This window comes from Lysobacterales bacterium, from assembly GCA_016703225.1.
GTDB lineage: Bacteria > Pseudomonadota > Gammaproteobacteria > Xanthomonadales > Ahniellaceae > JADKHK01.
Window position 1 is genome coordinate 830,147 of the sequence record JADJCM010000002.1, and the last position, 20,569, is coordinate 850,715.

Here is a 20,569-nt window from a genome sequence, read left to right on the forward strand (position 1 = left end):
CTCCCTCGTTGCGTAGGTTGATCGTGGTTGTTGCAGGACCCGTCAGAACTGCACCAAGGTGCGTCCGAACGAGCCGCCGGACAGCATCCTAGCAAAAACGCCGTCCAATTCATCCAGCGTGACGATCTTCGTGAGAATCGTTTCCAAGTGTCTCGGCTTCCACATCCCGGCGAGGCGCTCCCACAAGGTGCGCCGAAGGGTGTACGCGGTGCCGGCCGAGGCCACGCCGAGGATGCTCACGCCACGAATGATGAAGGGCATGACCGTGGTGTGCAGTTCGGCGCCGCCAGCCAGACCGCAGCTGGCGATGTTGCCGTAGGGGTGGATGACGCGCGACAGACCGGACAGCAGATCGCCGCCGACGTTGTCGATGGCGCCGGCCCAGGAAGCGGTTTCCAGCGGCCGCTGGCCCCAGTACAAATCCTTGCGCGCGATGCACTGGCGCGCGCCGAGTGCGATCAGGGCGTCGAACTGGTCGGTCTTGCCGGTGATTGCATGGACCTCGTAGCCGGCGGTGCTGAGCAGGTCGATGGCCAGCATGCCGACGCCACCGGTGGCTCCGGTCACCACGATCGGGCCCATCTCCGGCGTCTGTCCGTTGGCTTCCATCCGGTACAGCGCCAGCGCCGCGGTGAAGCCGGCGGTGCCGAGGATCATCGCCTCGCGCAGGCTCAGGCCGGCGGGCAGCGGGATCGCCCACTTGGCTTCGATACGCGCATATTCGCTGTAGCCACCGTCGCGGGTTTCCGAGAGGCCGCTGCCAGTGACGAGCACGGCATCGCCTTCCTTGAAGCGGCTGTCTTCCGAGCGAACCACGTGTCCGGCGACATCGATGCCACCGACCAGCGGATACTGGCGCAGGATGCGGCCCTGGCCGCTGCCCGCGAGCGCATCCTTGTAGTTGACGCTGGAGCAAGCGGTACGGATCACGATCTCTCCGGCGCCGAGATCGTCGAGTGCGATCTGGTCGACGCGGCCGCGCGCCGACTTGCCTTCGCTGTGCACGCGGTACGCGCGGAATCGATCGGGAATGGTCATGGTGGCTCCAGGGAAAAGAACGGACCGTCATTATCGCGGTCCATGGACATGGCCGCGAGGGGCGTGCTGCCGCAATCATTTGCATCCGGCTGGCGGCGGTGGCAGCGCATAATCCCGAACCATATCGAGGACCCGACGCGATGAGCCAGGGCTCACGTCCTGTTTGCCTGATCCTGAGCCTTGAACCCGCATTCCACGCGGCGGTGACAGGCGCGGCCGCCACGCTGGACGTGCGCATGCAGCATGCCTACGACGCAGCAGACGCGATGGCGACGCTGACCGTGTGGCCGGTTCGTTGCGTGATCGTCGATTTGGCCGCTGGCGATGGCTGGCAGTTGGTGGTTGCGAAACTGCGAGGCAAGCCGGAGATCGCGGCCGCACCAGTGTTGTTCATTGCCGACAGCGCGAAGGCGGTGGACGATCTGCTGGCGTTGGCGCCGGAAGGCCATTGGGACCTGATGCGCACACCGCTGCATCCGCGCTGGCTGGCAGCCAAGGTCGGGCACCTGATCTGTACCGAATTGAGGGTGGCACGCAGCGCAGCGCAGTCCGAGTCGCAAATGGCGATGATCGATGCGCTGCCGGCGCAGGTCTGTGTGGTCGATGCCGAGGGCCGAGTGACCATGGGCAATCGCGCTTGGCGCCTCTACGAAGGCGTCGTGGCCGAGCCCGCTGCGGTTGGCTGGAACTACCGCGACCTCTGCGCACGTGCCGCAGCCGTGGGCGCGGCGCACTTGTCCGAAGTGTGCAGCGGCCTGGACCAGGTGCTAAGCGGGGAGCGGTTGCGTTTCGAGTGCGAATACAGTGTCGACGTCTCCGCCGGTGGACGCCGTCATTTCCAGGTGTCGATTGTGCGTCTCGGTGGTGAGGGCGGCGCCGTGATCTGCCGCTTCGACACCACCCATCAGAAGCGCGCCGAGGCCGAGCGGCTGGAGACCATGCGGCATCTGGAATTGGTCATGGACGCGGTCGAGCTGAACCTGTTCGAGTATGACCTCGGCAGCGGCCGGCGCGTGGTCGGCACCCGCGACTACGAACTATTCGGACAGCAGCCGGAAAGCCTCGCAGACATGCGCGAGCGCTTCGTGCATCCGGAGGATCGCGAGCGCTTCGCCGCGGTGCTTGATCAAGCGATCCAGGGCCAGGAACACGGCACCATCGAGTACCGCGTCGCGATCGGCCCGACGCCGCGCTGGCGCTGCGCGGTGGCGCGCGTGATCGACCGCAGCCTCGGCAATCCGGGTCGCCTGGTCGGGGCGAGTTGGGACATCACCGCACGCAAGCTCGCGCAGATCGAATCGGAACGCTTGAGCATCAGTCGCTCGATGGCACTCGACGCTGGCCACTTCAATGCATGGGAATGGGATTTCGTGCTGGGTCGTGGCTCGGGCGGTGAGCGCGATGTCGAGTTGTTCGGCTGCGAGATCGAGAGCGGCGAGCAACTGGTGGCGTTGACGCACCCGGACGACCGCGAGCGCGTGCGTGCGCTGTGGGGCGCCGACGCGATTCCGGTGGATGAATTCGATGTCGAGTTTCGGGTATTGCGTGACAGCGACGTGCGTTGGATCCAGGCGGTCGGACGCCTGGAGCGCGATGCCCAGGGCCAGCCCCGCCGCCAGGTCGGCCTGTCCTGGGACATCACCGAGCACAAGCGCGCCGAGATCGCCTTGCGCGAGTCGGAAGCGCAGCTGCGCGGGGCGCTCGAAGCGGCGCGCATGGTTTCCTGGGAGTGGGACCTGGAAAGCGGAGAGCGGCGTTCGATTGGCAACGACCTGGCGGTGCTCGGCGAGTCACCGGTGACCATCCATACCGCCAAGACGCGTGTGCACCCGGAGGACCTGGAACGGCACCTCGCCGATATCGACCGCGCGATTTCCGGAGGCGAGCCTTACCAGAGCGAGTTCCGGGTGATCTGGCCGGATGGCAGCGAACATTGGCTACTCTCGCGCGGAACGCCGACCCGGGGTGCCGATGGCCGGGTGGTGCGTCTGTCCGGACTGGTCTGGGACATCAGCGCACGCAAGCAGGTGGAAGATGCCCTGATCGAGAGTCGGCGCCTGCAGGAACTGGCGATCGAAGGCGCCGGTTTGAACATCTGGGAGTTCGACCTGCAGACGGGCGTGCGTCGCGGTGGACCGCGTGACGCCGCTTTCTACGGTTTCAGCCCGCAGGACCACGAAGCCTTCAAGCAGCTGCTCTCGCCCGAAGACGCCGCGGCTCTCGACGCCGCCATGCAGCGCGCGCTCACCGCCGCGGGCCACTACGAAGTGGAATACGGCGTCACCACGCCGACCGGTGAGAAGCGCTGGTTCTCGGCGCTCGGTCAGCTGGTGCGCGACCGCGCCGGGCAGCCCGACAAGCTGGTCGGAGTCACCTATGACGTCAGCGCCCGCCATCGCCAGGAACAAGCCATGGCCGCGGCGCTGGCTACCGCCGAGCAGGCTTCCCGCGCGAAGTCTTCGTTTCTGGCGGCGACCAGCCACGAGTTGCGTACGCCGATGAATGCGGTGCTCGGCATGACACGGCTGCTGGTCGATACCGACCTAGACGCGCGCCAGCGCGAGCTGCTTGAGACCATTCGTTCGAGCGGTGACCTGCTGCTGCGCCTGATCAACGACGTGCTGGATTTCTCGCGTATCGAGGCCGGCGAGATGCCGATCGACGCCACCGACTTCGATACGCTGGCTTGCATCGAGTCCTCAATCGAAATCGTCGCGCAGCAGGCCGAGGCCAAGGGGCTCGATCTGTTCCTGGACATCGCGCCCGAGGCCTGCCGCCGCGTGCGCGGCGACCCGACGCGGCTGCGCCAGATCCTGGTCAACGTGCTGGTCAATGCGATCAAGTTTACCGATCGCGGAGAGGTGCGCCTGACCGTGCAGATGCAGCCGCTCGACGCCGGCCGCGTCGAACTCGAGTTCCAGATCGCCGACACCGGCATCGGCATGAGCGAAGATCTGATTGGCCAGGTGTTCCTGCCGTTCCGTCAGGGCGACGGCTCGATGACCCGGCGCCACGGCGGTACCGGGCTTGGGCTGGCCATCTGCCGGCGTCTGGCCGAACTGATGCAGGGGCGGATTACCGCAGTGAGCCTGGCCGGACAGGGAAGTCGCTTCGAGATCCGTCTGCCGTTCGATGATCTCGGCGGCGCCTTGCCGGAAATCCGTAACCTGCAGGTCATGGTCGCGTCACCGCATCGATCATCGCGCGACGCCGCGGTGACGCAGTTGCGCCGTTTCGGGGTATCGGTGATGAGCTGCAACGGCAGCGACCCGCTGCCGGAGTCGATCCTGGTCGAGCAGGAACTGTTGCTGCTCGATGATCAGCTGTTTGCTGACTACCCCGAACTGATCGACGAGATCCTCACTCGCCACCAGCGCCACCCGGCGATCGCCCGCATCGTTTCCTTGCGCGACAACATCCGGCGCGAGCTGCCGGACTGGGTGCGCGATCTCGGCACCATCACCCGCCCGATCCGGCCCAGCGTGCTGTTGGCGTTGCTGAACGACCTCGATGAGGCGTTGCGGCGCCAACACCAGGAGTTCGCCACACCGACGATTGCTAAGCTGGCGGATCGGTACCCGCTGTCGATTCTGGTGGCCGAGGACAACCTGATCAACCAGATGCTGCTGCAAATGATGCTGGAGGCGCTGGGCTACGGTTGCGACATCGTCAACCATGGCCGTGAAGTGCTCAGCGCGATCGAACACAAGCACTACGATCTGATCCTTATGGACGTGGAAATGCCCGAGATGGATGGCATTGAGGCATCTCGTGCCTTGCGCGTGCGCTTCGGTCAGCAGGACTCGCCGCAGATCATCGCCGTGACCGCGCACGTGCTTGCCGGCAGCCGCGAACGATTCCTCGCCGCCGGCATGAACGATTTTGTCGCCAAACCGGTGATCATCGACGAACTCTGCACTGCCCTGATCCGTGCGCATGAGGCCAAGCTGCGTTACCAGCGGACGGCGATGGTGTGATAGCGGGTTGAATGCGCCGCGTGATCAATTCGCCTTGTGGATCGCGCGCTTGTCGACCGCGAGCGCGGCTTCGTGCACCGCTTCCGACAGCGTCGGATGCGCGTGGCAAATGCGCGCGAGATCTTCGGCGGAACCGCGGAACTCCATCGCGACCACGGCTTCGTGGATCAGTTCGGACACGCAGGCGCCAACCATGTGCACGCCAAGCAGGCGGTCGGTTTCGGCATGCGCGATGACCTTGACCATGCCCGCCGTTTCGTTCATGGCAACGGCACGGCCGATCGCGGCGAACGGGAACGAGCCGGTCTTGTACGGCACGCCTTCGGCCTTGAGCTGCTGTTCGGTCTTGCCGACCCAGCTGACTTCCGGCTCGGTGTAGATCACCCACGGCACCGTGTCGAGGTTCACGTGACCGGGCTTGCCGGCGATGATCTCGGCGACGGCGATGCCTTCTTCGGAGGCCTTGTGCGCCAGCATCGGGCCGCGCACGCAGTCGCCGATGCCCCAGACGCCTTCGACGCCGGTCCAGTTGTGTTCGTCGACGAGCACGCGACCGCGATCGTCGAGTTTCACGCCGGTGCCTTCCGCGAGCAGCTTCTCGGTGCAGGCGCGGCGGCCCACGGCGACCAGCAGCTTGTCGAAGGCCTGGGTCTTCTCGCCGTCCTTGTCGGTCCAGGTCAGGTGCACTTCGCCGTTCTTGATTTCGGACTTCGAGCACTTCGCGCCGAGCAGGATCTTGAGACCCTGCTTGTCGAACTCGCGCTTGGCGAGCTTGGCGACATCGGCATCGGCGGCAGCGAGGAAGTCGGGCAGGGCCTCGACCACGGTCACCTCGGCGCCGAGGCGCTTCCACACCGAACCGAGTTCGAGTCCGATCACGCCGGCGCCGATCACGCCGAGGCGCTTGGGCACTGCGTTGAAATCGAGTGCACCGGCGTTGTCGACGATGGAATTGCCGTCGAACTTCGCGAACGGCAGTTCGATCGGCACCGATCCGGAGGCGAGGATCACGTTTGTCGCCGACAGCACCTGCTTGCTGCCGTCATGCGCGGTGACTTCGACCTGGCGGTTCGGCAGCAGACGGCCCCAGCCGGCGAACGGCGTGACCTTGTTGCCCTTGAACAGCATCGTGATGCCGCCGGTGAACTGCTTCACGATCTTGTCCTTGCGCCCGACCATCACGCCGACATCCATCGTGGCGTTGTCGGCGCTGATGCCGTGGTCCTTGAAGCCGTGCGTCAGGTTGTGGAACTGCTTGGACGAATCGAGCATCGCCTTGGACGGGATGCAGCCGACGTTGAGGCAGGTGCCGCCGAGCGCCGGCTTGCCGTCCTTGCCGAGGAAGGCGTCGACGCAGGCCGTCTTCAGGCCGAGTTGCGCCGCACGGATCGCCGCGACATAACCGCCGGGACCGCCGCCGATGACGATGACATCAAACTGTTCGCTCATTGAGAGTCTTCCGATGTGGACCGTTCATGGTTCGACAGGCTCACCACGAACGGTCGTTGCAATCTTGCCGAATACCGTTCGCCCTGAGCCTGTCGAAGGGTGAACGGATCGGAGCGCAGCAGGCTTAGAGACCCAGCAGCATGCGGTGCGGGTTTTCGAGCTGGTTCTTGATGTCGACCAGGAACAGCACCGCGTCCTTGCCGTCGATGATGCGATGGTCGTAGCTGAGCGCGACGTACATCATCGGTGAGGCGACTACGGCGCCGTTCTCGACGATGGCGCGTTCCTTGATCGCGTGCATGCCGAGGATCGCCGACTGGGGCGGGTTCACGCTTGGCGTCGAGAACAGCGAGCCGAAGGTTCCGCCATTGGTGATGGTGAAGGTGCCGCCCTGCAGGTCTTCCAGCGCCAGGCCGCCTTCGCGCGCCTTCTTGGCGTAGCCGGCGATCGCCTTCTCGATGTCGGCGAAGCCCATGGTTTCGGCATCGCGCAGCACCGGCGTGACCAGGCCCTTGTCGGTCGCGACCGCGATCGAGATGTCGCTGTAGCCGTGGTAGATCACGTCATTGCCGTCGACCGAGGCATTCACGATCGGATGGCGCTTGAGCGCTTCCGCCGCGGCCTTGACGAAGAAGCTCATGAAGCCGAGCTTGATGCCGTGCGTCTTCTCGAAGGCTTCCTGATGCGTCTTGCGCAGGTCGGACACGGCCTTGAGGTTGATCTCGTTGAACGAGGTCAGCATCGCGATCGAGTTCTTCGCCTGCATCATGCGCTCGGCAATGCGCGTGCGCATGCGCGTCATCGGCACGCGCTGTTCGCTGCGCGGGCCCATGGCAGCGGAATCGCGGTTGGAGACCGCTCCTACGGGTGCGGACGTATCGCGGTTGGAAACCGCTCCTACGGGGATGGTCGCACCGCCGCTGCGCATGAAGTTGACCAGGTCTTCCTTGGTCACCTGGCCACCGCGGCCGGTGCCGGCGACGTTGGCCGGATCGATCTTGTTCTCTTCGGCGACGCGGCGGCCGGCTGGCGAGAGGCTTTCGGTATCGCGGCTGGAAGCCGCTCCTACGGAGCCGGTATCGCGGCCGGAGGCCGCTCCCACAACAGCGGCTGCGGCTGGGGCAGCGGCGACCGCGCCCGCCTCGATGATCGCGATCAGTTCCTGCGAACCGACGGTGTCACCGGTGTTCTTGAGGATCTGCTTGAGCACGCCGTCGGTCGGCGCCGGCACTTCCAGCACGACCTTGTCGGTTTCGAGATCGACGAGATTCTCGTCGCGGCGCACGGCGTCGCCGGGCTTCTTGTGCCAGGTGGCGATGACGGCGTCGGACACCGACTCGGGCAGGACCGGTACTTTGACTTCGATGGACATGGTTGCGTCCTCAGCAGCAGGTTGGATTCGGGGAGTGTTCGTGCTTATTCGTGGGTATGGTCGCCGTTGAGCTTGGCCACCAGGGCCTGCTCGATCAGCGCTGCCTGCTCGACGACATGCGTCGAGAAGTGGCCGCAGGCGGGTGCGGGCGAGCGCACGCGGCCGGCGTAGTGGAGCTTGTGCTTGTCGGTGATCGACGCGCGCAGATGATGGGCGATCTGGTACCACGCACCCTGGTTCATCGGCTCTTCCTGGCACCAGACCACATCCTTGGCCGAGGTGAAGCGCTTCAGTTCGGCCGACAGTTCGGTGCGCGGGAACGGATACAGCTGTTCGACGCGCACGATCGCGACATCGTTCAGCCCGCGCTTCTCGGCGTCTTCGATGAGGTCGTAGTAGACCTTGCCGCCGCAGACGACGACACGCGTGACCAGGAACGGATTCTTCGCCGTGCTGTCCGGGATCAGTCGCTGGAAGCTGCCCGTGGACAGGTCTTGCATCGACGAGGTCGAGAGCTTGTGGCGCAACATCGACTTCGGCGTCATCACCACCAGCGGCTTGCGCACGTTGCGCACCATCTGTCGGCGCAGCATGTGGAACATCTGTGCCGGCGTGGTCGGCGTGCACACCTGCATGTTGTTCGCTGCGCACAGCTGCAGGAAACGTTCGAGACGCGCCGAGGAATGCTCGGGGCCCTGGCCTTCGTAACCGTGCGGCAGGAACAGCACCAAGCCGCACAGGCGGCCCCACTTGGCTTCGCCCGAGGAGATGAACTGGTCGATGACCACCTGGGCGCCATTGGCGAAGTCGCCGAACTGGCCTTCCCAGATCACCAGCGTCTGCGGATCGGCGGTGGCGTAGCCGTATTCAAAGCCAAGCACGGCTTCTTCGCTGAGCAACGAGTCGATCACTGCGACCGACTTCGGGTTCTCGGCGAGCGCGCGCAGCGGGAAGTGCGCTTCGCCGGACTTCTGGTCGTGGATCACGGCATGGCGATGGAAAAAGGTGCCGCGCCCGGCGTCCTGGCCGACCACGCGCAACTTGTAGCCTTCGTCGATCAGGGTCGCATAGGCCAGCGTTTCGGCGTAGCCCCAGTCCATGCGCAGCTCGCCCTTCGCCATCTTCTGGCGGTCGTCGTAGACCTTGGCGACACGTGAATGCAGCGACCAGGCCGCCGGGGCCTTGTTGATTCGATCCGACAGCGCCTTCAGCTTGTCCGCAGCGACGCCGGTGCCGACGGCATCATCGAGCTTGCCGTCGTGGAAGTGGTGCCATTCGATGTGCGGCAGGCCGTCGTCCGGTTTCGACAACTCGGCGACCGACTGGCCGGCATCGAGTTTGGCGCGATAGGCATCGACCAGCGCCTTGGCGTCTTCCGTCTTGAGCACCGCATCGGCGAGCAGGCGGTCGGCATAGAGTTCGCGCGTGGTCTTGCGCGCACGGATGTTCTGGTACATCAGCGGCTGCGTTGCCGCCGGCTCGTCGGCCTCGTTGTGGCCATGGCGGCGGTAGCAGACCAGGTCGATGACGATGTCGCGCTTGAACTCGCGGCGGTAGTCGCAGGCCAGTTCGGCGACGAACAGGCAAGCCTCCGGGTCGTCGCCGTTGACGTGGATGATCGGCGCGTTGACCATCTTGGCGACGTCGGTGCAATACAGCGTCGAGCGCGTGTCGTCGGCGCGATGCGTGGTGAACCCGACCTGGTTGTTGACGACGATGTGCAGCGTGCCGCCGACCGCGAACCCGCGTGCCTGCGACATGTTGAACAGTTCCATGATCACGCCCTGGCCGGCGAATGCGGAATCGCCATGGACCAGGATCGGCAGCACCTGCGCGCCAGCCTCGTCGTTGCGGCGCGCCTGGCGCGCACGTACCGAGCCGGCCACGACCGGATCGACGATCTCCAGATGCGAGGGGTTGAACGCGAGCGCCAGGTGCACGGCGCCGCCGGGCGTGCGCACGTCGGCGGAGTAGCCCATGTGGTATTTCACGTCGCCACTGTGCGCGGGGTCGGTGTGCACTTCGTGCTTGCCTTCGAACTCGTCGAACAGCAGGCCCGGGGCCTTGCCAAGCGTGTTGATCAGCACGTTGATGCGGCCGCGATGGGCCATGCCGATGACGATTTCCTTGACGCCGTCGGCGCCGCCCTTCTGGATCACGCCGTCGATCAGCGGGATCAGCGACTCGCCGCCTTCGAGCGAAAAGCGCTTCTGACCGACGTACTTGGTATGCAGGTAGCGCTCCAGGCCTTCGGCCGCGGTCAGGCGTTCGAGCACGCGTCGCTTGCGCTCGGCGTCGAAGCCGAATTGGCCGGCGGCGGCTTCGAGTCGGTCGTAGAACCAGCGTCGCTGCTGTGAATCGCTGATGTGCATGAACTCGGCGCCGATCGACGACGAATACGTGGCCTGGAGGCGGGAGAGGATTTCGCGCAGCTTCATGCGCGGTGCGCCGGCGTGCGAATGCGTGCTGAACTCGGTGTCGAGGTCGGCGTTGGCCAGCCCGTGGAAGGGCAGGTCCAGATCGGGGGCGTCGGGCTTCGGCGTCATCGCCAGCGGATCGAGATCGGCGCCGAGATGGCCGCGCGAGCGGTAGGCTGTGACCAGCTTGAACACCGCGGCCTGCTTCTCCGCGTACTCGTTGTTGCTGGCGCCCACGACCACCCGCGGTGCGCGCTGTTTCGCGGCTGCGGCAAGGCCGGCGATCACCGGTCCGTGCGCCCGGTCTCCGGCCTCGCGCCCGCGCAGCGACTCGAAGTAGCCACGCCAGGCCGCATCGACGCTGGCCGCGTCCGCCAGCCACAGTTCATACAACTCGTCCACATAGGCGGCGTTGCCGGTCCCGAGTTGCGACGAGGCCCTGAATTGTTCGAGAAGACTCATGCCCTTAGCTCTGCTGCGCCCGCAGCTAAAAAATGAAGAAATTCCGAAACTTGCGTGCGATTGCTGAGGCAGCGCGCAAATGGGCGGCGATTATAGCCGGCACGCCCCCGCTCGGGGCGGCGATTCCGGGGCAGAGTGTGAGGCTGCCTAGTGGTTGTCCGCAGAATTAGCGTGCTGCGGCAGCTTGTTCGGGGGCCAACGACCGACGCGAACCGCTTGACGGTTGGGGGAATACGCGCAAGCTGGGCGTCGTTCGGGATGAACGAAAGGGAGATGCAATGAACGGAACCCAAGTTTTCATCGCTGCTGGTTGGTCTTTGCGTGCGTGCTCGCTCGCACTCGGTTTGCTCGCCAGTTGCTTATGCGTTGCCAACGCTTTTGCCGCAACCCCTGAGAATGGCCTGTACTGGGATCCTGGGCGGCCGGCGCAGGCGTACGCAATCGAGCATCAGGGTGATCGCGTCGCGCTGGTCATGCTGAGCTACGACGAGGCGGGGCGGGCGGAGTGGTTCACGGCTTCGGGGCCGCTGCAGTCGGGAATGCTGATCGGAACACATGGGCACGATCCGGGGGATGCTTCCTACATCACTGGCTCCCTTTTTCGACTCGCAGGCGGGCCGCCAATCGGTTTTTCTGGGCTGCTGCCTGGAGACGATGTTCCCTATTTCACGTCCGCTCCCGTCGGCCAAATCACCGCAGAGTTCTACGGCGACGGGCGCGTGATCTTGCTCCTTCGTCACAACGGGCAGTCCGTATTCAGTCTGCTGCAGCGATTCAATTTCGGCTACGGTGGTTTTGGGCGGCATGACTATCTGCCGCACGTGAACTGCTGGCCGAATCTCGCGGGAGAGTGGGTGTTCGTGGATCGGGAGGACGTGAGCCGCCCGGCGCGGCGGTTCAAGCTGGCGCAGCCGCAGGTGCGGGCGTGGACGCAGGACTTGGTTCCGACCAGCGAGTTGCGCTGCGACTTCCACGATCAAACTCAGGAATTGTTGTACGCGGACGAACTCAGCAATGCGGTCTTGCGCTGCCGGCGCACGCGAGAAGACTCCGGCGGCGTTGGCATCGATCCGTGGACGTTCGGATGCGCCTTGGTCGAAGCGGGCGAGACCGTGTTCTCGTTCGAAGCCAACTACACGCAACTCGACCGCATTCGCGCCTGGCGCGGATCGCTGCGGGATGTCGGGGAGCGCAGCATCACCGACCCCGACGGCCCCGAGATGACCGGCTTTCGCGTGCGCTGAGAATTGGCGATCGAGCGGTACGTGCGATCAGAGCTTCAACGCCCGCACCGCGGTTTCCGGTTGGGCGCGGTCCCAGGAGCGCTCGAAGGCGCGCCACATTTCCTGCGCGCGGGGGCGGTCGGCGAGGTGGGCTTCGCCGTCGAAGCGGGCGGGGTCGGGGCGGCGCAGCCAGCCGCCGGTGTCGTTGAGCACGATGGCGGGGCCGAACTCGGGGTCGTTGCGGCGGTCGGCGCGGCGGATTTCGATCAGGCTGGACAGGCGTTGCGCGAGGTCGAGCAGGCGGTGGCCGCTGTGCAGCGCCGGCGTGATGTCCTCGACCAGGATCTGCACGCGCGCGCCGCGCCCGGACATCGCCACGCGCTTGATCAGCGCGACCACGGCGTCGTGGTCGAGCAGGCCCGGATCGAGCGCCATCGAACAGATGCCGACGCGGTGGCGCGCCGTGCGCAGCAGGTCGATGACGCAGGCGCGTGCGCTCAGGCCGCGGTCGAAGCCGATGACGCCGGTCGGCGATGCAACCGGCAACGCACGACGCATCGTGCGGTGGGGGATGTTGGCGTCGAGATACTCGGGGCCGTCGGCGATGAAGCCGAAGCGCTCGTAGAACGGGATCGCATGTGTCTGCGAGGACAGCGACAGTTCGCCATCGCCGCGCTTGCGAGCCAGTTCGATCAGTCGCTCCATGATCAGTGCGCCGACACCGCTGCCACGGTAATCGGCGAGCACGGCCATGCGTCCGATCTTGTGGTCGGGCGTGAGCCTGCCGGTCGCAACCGGTTCGTCGCGTTCGTTCAGCGCGAGCACGTGCAGCGAAGTCGCGTCGAGCGCGTCCCACTCTTCTTCGATCGGACAGTGTTGCTCGACCACGAACACCGGCTCGCGCACCGCGCGCAGCCGCTCGAGATCGGCGGGGTAGTGGGCTTCGATGACGCGCAGGTTCGGGGTCATGAGAGGAATCCAATCAGTCCGAGGTTGAGCCATTGCAGCAGATCGGCGCGCTCCGCGTCATCGAGCGGCGCGAGATGGGTGGCGAGCAGTTCGCGTCGGGCGAGCAGTGCAGCGAGTCGCGTCGAAGTCTCGAACTCCTGTCCTGCGAGCGCGACCCTGCGGCGACCGCGGCGCGCCGGCGTGCTCACCGGTTGCAGAAAAGGATGTTGCGACAAGCCCGCACCACGGGCCAGTCGCTGCTGGAATTGCGCCCTCGTCAGCGGTCGCGGTCGTGGCGCCGGCAGGTAGCGGGCACCGTGGGTCGAGAGGAAACGCGCGAAGTGGCGCGCCAGCGTGGCGTCGTCGAGTTGCAGCCAGCCACGCAGGCAGTGGCGCAGGCGCAGCATGTCCTCGGCTTCGACCGCGGTGGGATCGCGGCGCGCGGCGAGGCCGGGGTCGGCATAGCGTTCGCTGGCGTCGCGTGCGAACTGTGCGGCGAGTCCTTCGATCAACTCGCCTGCGCTCGCGGCCGCAAAGCCGATGCGCAGGCAAAGACCGGGCGCGGTCGACTGCGCGGTGGCCGCTACTGCGGGCGGCAGATACAGCGCATCGCTTGGCTGCAGCTCGATCTGCTGCCAGGCCGGCGGCATTTCCTCGACCTGCAGCCGGGTGCGACCTTCGGCCTGCAGCAACAGGCAACCGGCGGGATCGGCGTAGCTGATCGCGGGCGCCGCCGCGGCAGCGAAGCGCGCGTCAACGCCGCGGATGCGCCAGCGCGGCAGGAAGCCGAGGCGATCGAGCACGGCGGCGACATCGCGGTCGAAGCGGTCCACCTCGGCCACTTCAAGCGCGAAGCCATGTTCCGGCAAGGCCCGCAGCCGCTCGGCGGCGAACGGGCCCCGCTCGCGTCCGACCGCGGTGTGCAGATGCGCTTCGACCAGATCCTCGCAGGCCAGTCCGGCGAGATCGTCGGGCGTGATGGGTGAGGCGAAGTCGCTGCCACCCATGCCGCGGATCAGCAAGGGCCGCTTCAGCCACCAGTTCGCGAGAAACTTCTCGACCGCCATGCCGAGCGGCTGGTCCGCCGTGGCATGGACCTGGATGGCCGGGCGCGGATTAGTCGCGCGCGATCGCATTGGCGAGTTCGCTGGCGAGGCCGGTGTAGTCGGCCGGCGTCATCGCTATCAGACTGCGCTTGACCTCCGCCGGCAGGTCGAGTCCGGCGACGAATTCGCGCAGGCTTTCGCGCGAGATGCCCTTGCCGCGGGTCAGCGCCTTGAGTTGTTCGTAGGGCTCGGGCAGTCCGTAGCGGCGCATCACCGTCTGGATCGCTTCGGCCAGCACCTCCCAGTTCGCATCGAGGTCGGCGGCGAGGCGGGCATCGTCGATGCTGAGCTTGGCCAGTCCGCGCATCAGCGCATCAATGCCGACCAGGGCGTGGCCGAAGCCGACGCCGAGCGTGCGCAACACGGTCGAGTCGGTGAGGTCGCGCTGCCAGCGCGAGATCGGCAGCTTGGCCGCGAAGTGCTCGAACAGGGCATTGGCGATGCCGAAGTTACCCTCGGCATTCTCGAAGTCGATCGGGTTGACCTTGTGCGGCATCGTCGATGACCCGACCTCGCCCGCCTTCACCGTCTGGCGGAAGTAGCCGAGCGAGATGTAGCCCCAGACATCGCGGCAGAAGTCGATCAGGATGGTGTCGATGCGGCGCAGGATGTCACTGATCTCGGCGATGCCATCGTGCGGCTCGATCTGCGTGGTCCAGGCATTCCACTGCAGCCCGAGCGAGGTCACGAAGCGCTGCGAGAACGCGCGCCAGTCGACTTCCGGATAGGCGACCAAGTGCGCGTTGAAATTGCCGACCGCGCCGTTGATCTTGCCCGGAGACTGCCATGCAGAAAGCTGCTCGCACTGGCGGTTGAGGCGCGCGATCACGTTGGCGACTTCCTTGCCGAGCGTGGTCGGCGAGGCGGTCTGCCCGTGGGTGCGCGCCAGCATCGGCTTGGCCGCGGCTTGCTGCGCGAGTTCTGCCAGGCGTTCGCGCAGCCGCCCGAGCAGCGGCACGAACACCGCATCGCGGGCGTCCTTCAGCATCAGCGCGTAGGCGAGGTTGTTGATGTCTTCGCTGGTGCAGGCGAAATGCACGAATTCGCGCAGCGGCGCCAGTGCAGGCTCTTTCGCCATGCGTTCCTTGAGGAAGTATTCGACCGCCTTGACGTCGTGGTTGGTGGTGGCCTCGATCGCCTTGACGCGCGCCGCTTCGTCCAGACCGAAGCTCGACGCGATCGCACGCAAGGCCGCGCGTGCATCGGCGTCGAAGCGTGGCACCTCGGGAATCGCCGGCTCGTCGCCGAGCGCCATCAGCCATTCGACCTCGACGCGCACGCGCCGTGCGATCAGGCCGTATTCGCTGAACACGCCGCGCAGCGGCTCCACCTTGCCGGCGTAGCGGCCATCCAGCGGTGACAGGGCAATCAGGGGATCGAGCGACATGCGGGCATCCGCGGCAGAGAGAGCGGCGATTCTAGCGACGCTCGCCATGGCAGCGGCAAGACTCAGTGCAGGCCGCAGGCCGCGATCTCGGCGTCGAGCAGGCGGCGGCGCTCATCGAAGCCCAGGTGAAAGCTGTCCTCGCGTTCACGTCGGGTGCGATGGGCGCGCGCCGTGGCGCAGGCGTGCGCCTGTGGATCGGGTGCGCGCTGCGTTCGCGTGCGAGCAGCTTGCGGGCGCGCAGTGCCGCCGAGCGAAGGCGGCAGTCGTGCCTGCGATGCCCGCGCCCAGGCCGCGATCTGCTTCGCATCTGCATCGGCTCCGGCGCGCGCGACGGGAGCAGTCGCGACCACGATCTCGCGCCGCTCGATCGCGCCCGGGCAGGCGCCATCGACCACGCTGATGCGGCCATCGGCACCGCGGCAGACGAATAGTTTGCCGGCGTGGGCCGTGGGCGCGAGCAGCGCGAAGACGAGTGCAGGCAGCAGCAGGGGACGGGGCATCGGTGGGGCTCCAGCAGGCGGGGCGGTGAGCATCGCGCGCCACCTCGACACCGCGCATCGGCGGCGTTCGCATTGTCGAGTCGGAAAATTCGCAGGCGCGGGTGGCAGACGCTGCCGATGGCATTGCATCAGGTGTGGGGCGATGATCGGCTCCGGACGGAGGAATCGACGATGGCCAGTACCCGAACCGAACGCGACAGCCTGGGTGAACTCGCGATTCCCTCGGATGCGCCCTGGGGCATCCAGACGCAGCGCGCGATCGCCAATTTTCCGGTTTCGGGATGGCGCATGCCGCGCGCGTTCCTGCGTGCGCTGGGATTGATCAAGGCCGCCGGCGCCGATGCCAACGCCGGGCTTGGGCTGCTGCCGAAGGGGAAGGCGCGCGCGATCCGCAATGCCGCGCTGCGCGTCGCCGCCGGCAGATTCGATGCGGCGTTCCCGGTCGATGTGTTCCAGACCGGATCGGGCACCTCCAGCAACATGAACGCCAACGAGGTGATTGCCGGGATTGCATCGAGGGCGTTGGAACGGCCAGTGCATCCCAATGATGAGGTCAACGCTGCGCAGTCCTCGAACGACGTGATCCCATCCTGCATCCAGGTTGCGGCCACGATCGAAGTCAGCGAGCGCCTGCTGCCGGCACTGCGGCATCTGCGCCAGAGCATTCGGCGGCGTGCGCGTGAACTCGCGAAGGTCAGCAAGACCGGGCGCACGCACCTGATGGACGCGATGCCGTTGCGCTTTGACCAGGAGCTCGGTGCCTGGGCGACGCAGATCGACGAGGTCGATGCGCGCCTGGGCGACGCCCTGAAGCGCTTGCGGCGGCTGCCGCTCGGCGGCACCGCGATCGGCACCGGCATCAACGCGCCGAAGCGCTTCGGTGCCGAGGTGTGCGCCGCGCTGAAGGCGCAGACCGGGATCCACTTCGCACCGCATCGTGACCGCTTCTACGGCATCGCCACCCAGGACGCCGCGCTCGAACTCTCCGGCGTGCTGCGCACCGCCGCGGTCGCGCTGACCAAGATCGCCAACGACCTGCGCTGGATGAACTCGGGGCCACTCGCCGGTCTCGGCGAGATCGAACTGCCGGCGCTGCAGCCGGGCTCCTCGATCATGCCCGGCAAGGTCAATCCGGTGATTCCGGAAGCGGTGGCGATGGTCGCGGCACAGGTGATCGGTTGCGACGCGGCGATCGCCTTCGCTGCGGCCAGCGGGAATTTCCAGTTGAATACGATGCTGCCGCTGATCGCCTGGAACCTGCTCACCGCCATCGACCTGCTCGCGAATGCCGCGCGTCTGCTCGCCGATTCGTCCATTGCCGGCTTTCGCGTGCACGAAGACCGCATCGCTTCGACGCTTGCGCGCAACTCCATTCTGGTCACCGCACTGAATCCGTTGATCGGCTACGAACGCGCCGCTGCGATCGCCAAGCGCGCCTACCGGGAAGGCCGTCCAGTGCTCGACATCGCTGCCGAGGACACTGGCTGGCCGCGCGCCCGGCTGCAGAAACTGCTCGACCCGCGCACGCTCACGCGTGGCGGGTCGATTGGTGTCGCGGCCGGCGGTTGAGGCTCAGTCGGTCAGTTCGCGGGTGCGACGCAGGTGGATGGCGCCGGCGATCATGGCCACGCCGGCGACCGCGCCGATCCAGGTCTTGACCGAGGTCAGCACGGCAAGCAAGGACTGCAGCGAGATCAGCTGGAAGGCCTGGGTGCGGTGGTCGATGTTGATGCCGAATCGGAATCCGCCGGCGACATCGAATGACCACGGTGACACGCTCGCCAGTCCGCGCCAGAACACCTCTTTCCAGTACCAGGTATCGGGAATGCTCAGCGAAGACATGGCGTCGAACACGGTCAGCATCACGCCGCAGACCAGCGGCGCCAGCACTGCCCACAGGAACGGTTTGCCGCGCGCCCAGCTTGAGACCAGCATCAACCAGCCGATCGAGGGCAGCGCCCAGATCGCGTTGACCGGAACGCCGGCGAGCAGCGTCAGCCAGACCTTCAGCGGTGCCGCTTGCCACAACAGCAGTTTCCAGGCGTTGATGCCGTTGAGCGACAGGAAGGCGCCGAGCAGCAATACCAGCAGCAGGTTGAAGACGATGGTGACCGCCAGCGCGATCAGCGGCGCGACCAGCATCGCCGCGACGATCTTGGACAGTACCGTGTCGCGATCGGACACCGGCATCGACTTCCAGAACAGCACCGAGCGGTCCTTGCGTTCGTCGAACAATGAGCCGATGAAGTAGAAGAACAGCACGATGCCGAGCACCATCTGCATGATCAGGCCGATGACGCTGTGGAAAATCTGGAAGCCGTTGAGGATTTCCGGAAGCACCGTGTCCGGCATCTTGATGCGCAGTTGCGAAAGCTTCACGCCCATGATCTGCGCATCGGCGATGTGCGATTGCGCGACCAGCAAGCCGAGCAAGAATATCGATGTGAACGCAATCGCGACTGCGCTCGGGGCCCAGACGAAGCCGCCGCGGTTTTCCCAGAATTCGCGTTTCAGTTGGGTCACGAACATGCTCATCGGTAGGTTCCCTTCATCGTGGCCACGAAGATGTCGGCAAGGCCGGGCGTGCGCACTTCACCGAGCGCTTCGAGCTGGCTGCGCTCGACGCCGTCGAAGAGCAGGATCGACTTGCCGAATACCTGGCGTTCGTCCAACGGCTTGAGCGCCAGTGCGGAATCGCGTTTGTCGGCCGGCACCATCACTTCGCTGAAACGGGTGCCGAGTTCCTCCATCGTCGCCGACAACGAAATCAGTCCGTCCTTGATGAACAGCACGTCGGTGAGGATGTGCTCGATCTCCTCGACCTGGTGGGTGGTGACGATGATCGTCTTCTCATGGTCGAAGTAGTCGTTCAACAGCGTCTGGTAGAAATCCTTGCGATAGAGCACGTCGAGCCCGAGCGTGGGTTCGTCGAGCACCAGCAGTTTGGCGTCGATGGCCATGACCAGCGCCAGGTGCAGCTGCACGATCATGCCCTTGGACATCTCGCGCACGCGCATCTCGGGCTTGAGCTTGGTCTTGGCCAGGAACGCTTCGCACTTGGCGCGCGAGAACTTCGGATGCACGCCTTCGACGTACGCGATTGCCTCGCGCACGCGGATCCAGCGTGGCAGCACGGCAACGTCGGCGATGAAGCATACGTCTTGCATCAACGCATGGCGCTCGGTATGTGGGTTGCGACCGAGGATCCCGAGTTCCCCTTCGAAATCGGTCAGGCCCAGCATCGCCTTCAGCACGCTGGTCTTGCCGGCGCCATTCGGGCCGATCAGGCCGACGATCTTGCCGGCTTCGATGCTCAGGTCGATGCCCTTGACCGCCTCGGTCTTGCCGTATCGCTTGCGCAGTCCTCGCGCTTCGATGACCTTGCTCATTGCTTGGATTCCCCAGTGTTGTCGTTCATTGCCAGCGTGGCGAGATTCAATCCGAGTCGGCGTAACCGTTCGCGCAATGGCGGCCACTCTTCGCGCAGGAAATATTCGCGCTCGCTCTTCAGCAGGGCCTCGCGTGCGCCCTGGTTCACGTACATGCCGAGGCCACGGCGCTTGTCCACCAGGTTCTCGTCGACCAGTTCCTGGTAAGCCTTGGACACGGTGATCGGATTGAGCTGGAAGTCGGCCGAGACCTGTCGCACTGAGGGCAGAGCGTCACCTTCCTTCAGTGCCTCATCGAGGATCATCGCCTTGATGTAGTCACGCAGCTGACGATAGATCGGCGCGCTTTCGTTCCACTGGATCGACATGGTCAGCTCCGGGCGCCGGAGCGCTGGCCGCGGCTGAAGCTGTAGTAGGGGTCGCGCAGGCTGACGCGTGCGGTGCGACGCAGGCGCTGCGATGCGGTGGTCGTCGCGGCCACGACAGCCGGTTCGGACGCCGAGGTGGGCGCAGCCTGCGCCATCAGGCGGGCGGCGTCAGTGGCTGGGCCGAAGCTGGCGGCCGTGGCCAGCAACAGGTGGAACGCGTATTGAAGCAAGGACTGGCTCATGGCATCCGCTCCTGCGGTGGCGTGTTGTAGTGAACTATAACACCTAGATTCGAGCCGTCAAGCGCCGGCGGCCGGACCATGACGCCAGTCATGCATTCAGGCCGCTAGAGTGCGCGAAAACCACCGGAGTTCCTCGATGAAACGCTTTCTGATCAGTGTCTTACTGCTCTGTGTTGACCACACTGCGCTGGCCTGCAGTCCCTTGCTCGACGTTTCTGTGCGGCCGCTGGCCGGCAAGGAATCGGTGCAGCTGTGCGAGAAGTTCGACGGCAAGGTGCTGCTAATCGTCAATACCGCCAGCAAGTGCGGCTTCACGCCGCAGTACGAGGGACTGGAGGCGATGCACGCGAAATACGCGGATCAGGGCTTTGCCGTGCTCGGCTTTCCGTCAAACGAGTTCATGGGCCAGGAACCCGGCAGCGAAGAACAGATCAAGGAGTTCTGCACCCTTACCTACGGCGTCAAGTTCCCGATGTTCGAGAAGACCCGGGTCAAGGGCGACGATGCCAGCGTGCTCTACAAGCGGCTGCGTGAAGCCACCGGTGATGCTCCGGGTTGGAACTTCCACAAGTATCTGGTCGATCGCAACGGCAAGGTGGTGAAGAGCTTTGGCAGTCGCACCAAGCCGGACGACAAGGAGCTGGTCGGACTGGTCGAGAAGCTGATCGCCGAGCCCGCTTCGAAGTAGCGG

16 protein-coding genes are annotated in these 20,569 nt (G+C 65.6%); 4 read left to right on the forward strand and 12 right to left on the reverse strand.

From position 1 onward, the window contains the following. Nucleotides 1-42: 42 nt before the first annotated feature. The gene (locus tag IPG63_12570) at nucleotides 43-1,038 is read right to left on the reverse strand and encodes an acryloyl-CoA reductase (GenBank protein ID MBK6728073.1); all 996 of its coding nucleotides are present in this window, start codon (nucleotides 1,036-1,038) and stop codon (nucleotides 43-45) included. Nucleotides 1,039-1,178: 140 nt separating this feature from the next. On the opposite strand from IPG63_12570, the gene IPG63_12575 reads away from it, so the two are divergent. Next, entirely contained in the window at nucleotides 1,179-5,015 is a 3,837-nt protein-coding gene (locus tag IPG63_12575; protein MBK6728074.1) for a PAS domain-containing protein, read from the forward strand. A 24-nt stretch (nucleotides 5,016-5,039) separates the two neighbouring features. Here the strand turns inward: IPG63_12575 and lpdA are convergent, their stop codons facing one another. The 3 genes from lpdA to IPG63_12590 form a co-directional block, all read right to left on the reverse strand. Next, the gene (lpdA, locus tag IPG63_12580) at nucleotides 5,040-6,464 is read right to left on the reverse strand and encodes a dihydrolipoyl dehydrogenase (GenBank protein ID MBK6728075.1); all 1,425 of its coding nucleotides are present in this window, start codon (nucleotides 6,462-6,464) and stop codon (nucleotides 5,040-5,042) included. A 124-nt stretch (nucleotides 6,465-6,588) separates the two neighbouring features. Further along, a complete protein-coding gene (gene odhB / locus IPG63_12585; GenBank protein ID MBK6728076.1) occupies nucleotides 6,589-7,836 on the reverse strand; it encodes a 2-oxoglutarate dehydrogenase complex dihydrolipoyllysine-residue succinyltransferase in 1,248 nt (415 codons plus the stop codon). Between the two features lie 44 nt (nucleotides 7,837-7,880). After that, nucleotides 7,881-10,715 (reverse strand): 2-oxoglutarate dehydrogenase E1 component, encoded by a 2,835-nt coding sequence (locus IPG63_12590; protein MBK6728077.1) that lies wholly within the window; start codon nucleotides 10,713-10,715, stop codon nucleotides 7,881-7,883. Between the two features lie 473 nt (nucleotides 10,716-11,188). Between IPG63_12590 and IPG63_12595 the strand changes: the two genes are divergently transcribed. Further along, the gene (locus tag IPG63_12595) at nucleotides 11,189-11,959 is read left to right on the forward strand and encodes a hypothetical protein (GenBank protein MBK6728078.1); all 771 of its coding nucleotides are present in this window, start codon (nucleotides 11,189-11,191) and stop codon (nucleotides 11,957-11,959) included. Nucleotides 11,960-11,986: 27 nt separating this feature from the next. Here IPG63_12595 and IPG63_12600 read toward each other — a convergent pair whose 3' ends face one another. The 4 genes from IPG63_12600 to IPG63_12615 form a co-directional block, all read right to left on the reverse strand. Further along, nucleotides 11,987-12,907, reverse strand: coding sequence for a GNAT family N-acetyltransferase (locus IPG63_12600; GenBank protein ID MBK6728079.1), 921 nt, complete (start codon nucleotides 12,905-12,907; stop codon nucleotides 11,987-11,989). Next, on the reverse strand, nucleotides 12,904-14,022 hold the full coding sequence (locus tag IPG63_12605; protein MBK6728080.1) for a hypothetical protein: 1,119 nt from the start codon (nucleotides 14,020-14,022) through the stop codon (nucleotides 12,904-12,906). The genes IPG63_12600 and IPG63_12605 overlap by 4 nt, the downstream gene beginning before the upstream one ends. Then, nucleotides 14,003-15,379: an adenylosuccinate lyase gene (gene purB / locus IPG63_12610; protein MBK6728081.1), complete on the reverse strand. Its 1,377-nt coding sequence runs from the start codon at nucleotides 15,377-15,379 to the stop codon at nucleotides 14,003-14,005. Before purB ends, IPG63_12605 begins: the two co-directional genes overlap by 20 nt. A 62-nt stretch (nucleotides 15,380-15,441) precedes the next feature. Further along, nucleotides 15,442-15,879: a hypothetical protein gene (locus IPG63_12615; protein MBK6728082.1), complete on the reverse strand. Its 438-nt coding sequence runs from the start codon at nucleotides 15,877-15,879 to the stop codon at nucleotides 15,442-15,444. A gap of 171 nt (nucleotides 15,880-16,050) precedes the next feature. On the opposite strand from IPG63_12615, the gene IPG63_12620 reads away from it, so the two are divergent. Continuing rightward, nucleotides 16,051-17,448: a class II fumarate hydratase gene (locus tag IPG63_12620; GenBank protein MBK6728083.1), complete on the forward strand. Its 1,398-nt coding sequence runs from the start codon at nucleotides 16,051-16,053 to the stop codon at nucleotides 17,446-17,448. A 3-nt stretch (nucleotides 17,449-17,451) separates the two neighbouring features. Here the strand turns inward: IPG63_12620 and IPG63_12625 are convergent, their stop codons facing one another. From IPG63_12625 to IPG63_12640, 4 genes are read right to left on the reverse strand one after another with little or no spacing between them, the layout of a single operon-like run. Continuing rightward, complete coding sequence (locus IPG63_12625; GenBank protein MBK6728084.1) at nucleotides 17,452-18,414, reverse strand: hypothetical protein; 963 nt, start codon at nucleotides 18,412-18,414, stop codon at nucleotides 17,452-17,454. Next, nucleotides 18,411-19,268 (reverse strand): ABC transporter ATP-binding protein, encoded by an 858-nt coding sequence (locus tag IPG63_12630; GenBank protein ID MBK6728085.1) that lies wholly within the window; start codon nucleotides 19,266-19,268, stop codon nucleotides 18,411-18,413. Before IPG63_12630 ends, IPG63_12625 begins: the two co-directional genes overlap by 4 nt. Then, complete coding sequence (locus tag IPG63_12635) at nucleotides 19,265-19,636, reverse strand: GntR family transcriptional regulator (protein ID MBK6728086.1); 372 nt, start codon at nucleotides 19,634-19,636, stop codon at nucleotides 19,265-19,267. Before IPG63_12635 ends, IPG63_12630 begins: the two co-directional genes overlap by 4 nt. Nucleotides 19,637-19,638: 2 nt before the next feature. Further along, the gene (locus IPG63_12640) at nucleotides 19,639-19,878 is read right to left on the reverse strand and encodes a hypothetical protein (GenBank protein ID MBK6728087.1); all 240 of its coding nucleotides are present in this window, start codon (nucleotides 19,876-19,878) and stop codon (nucleotides 19,639-19,641) included. A 136-nt stretch (nucleotides 19,879-20,014) separates the two neighbouring features. Between IPG63_12640 and IPG63_12645 the strand changes: the two genes are divergently transcribed. Continuing rightward, a complete protein-coding gene (locus IPG63_12645) occupies nucleotides 20,015-20,566 on the forward strand; it encodes a glutathione peroxidase (GenBank protein ID MBK6728088.1) in 552 nt (183 codons plus the stop codon). Nucleotides 20,567-20,569 lie beyond the last annotated feature (3 nt).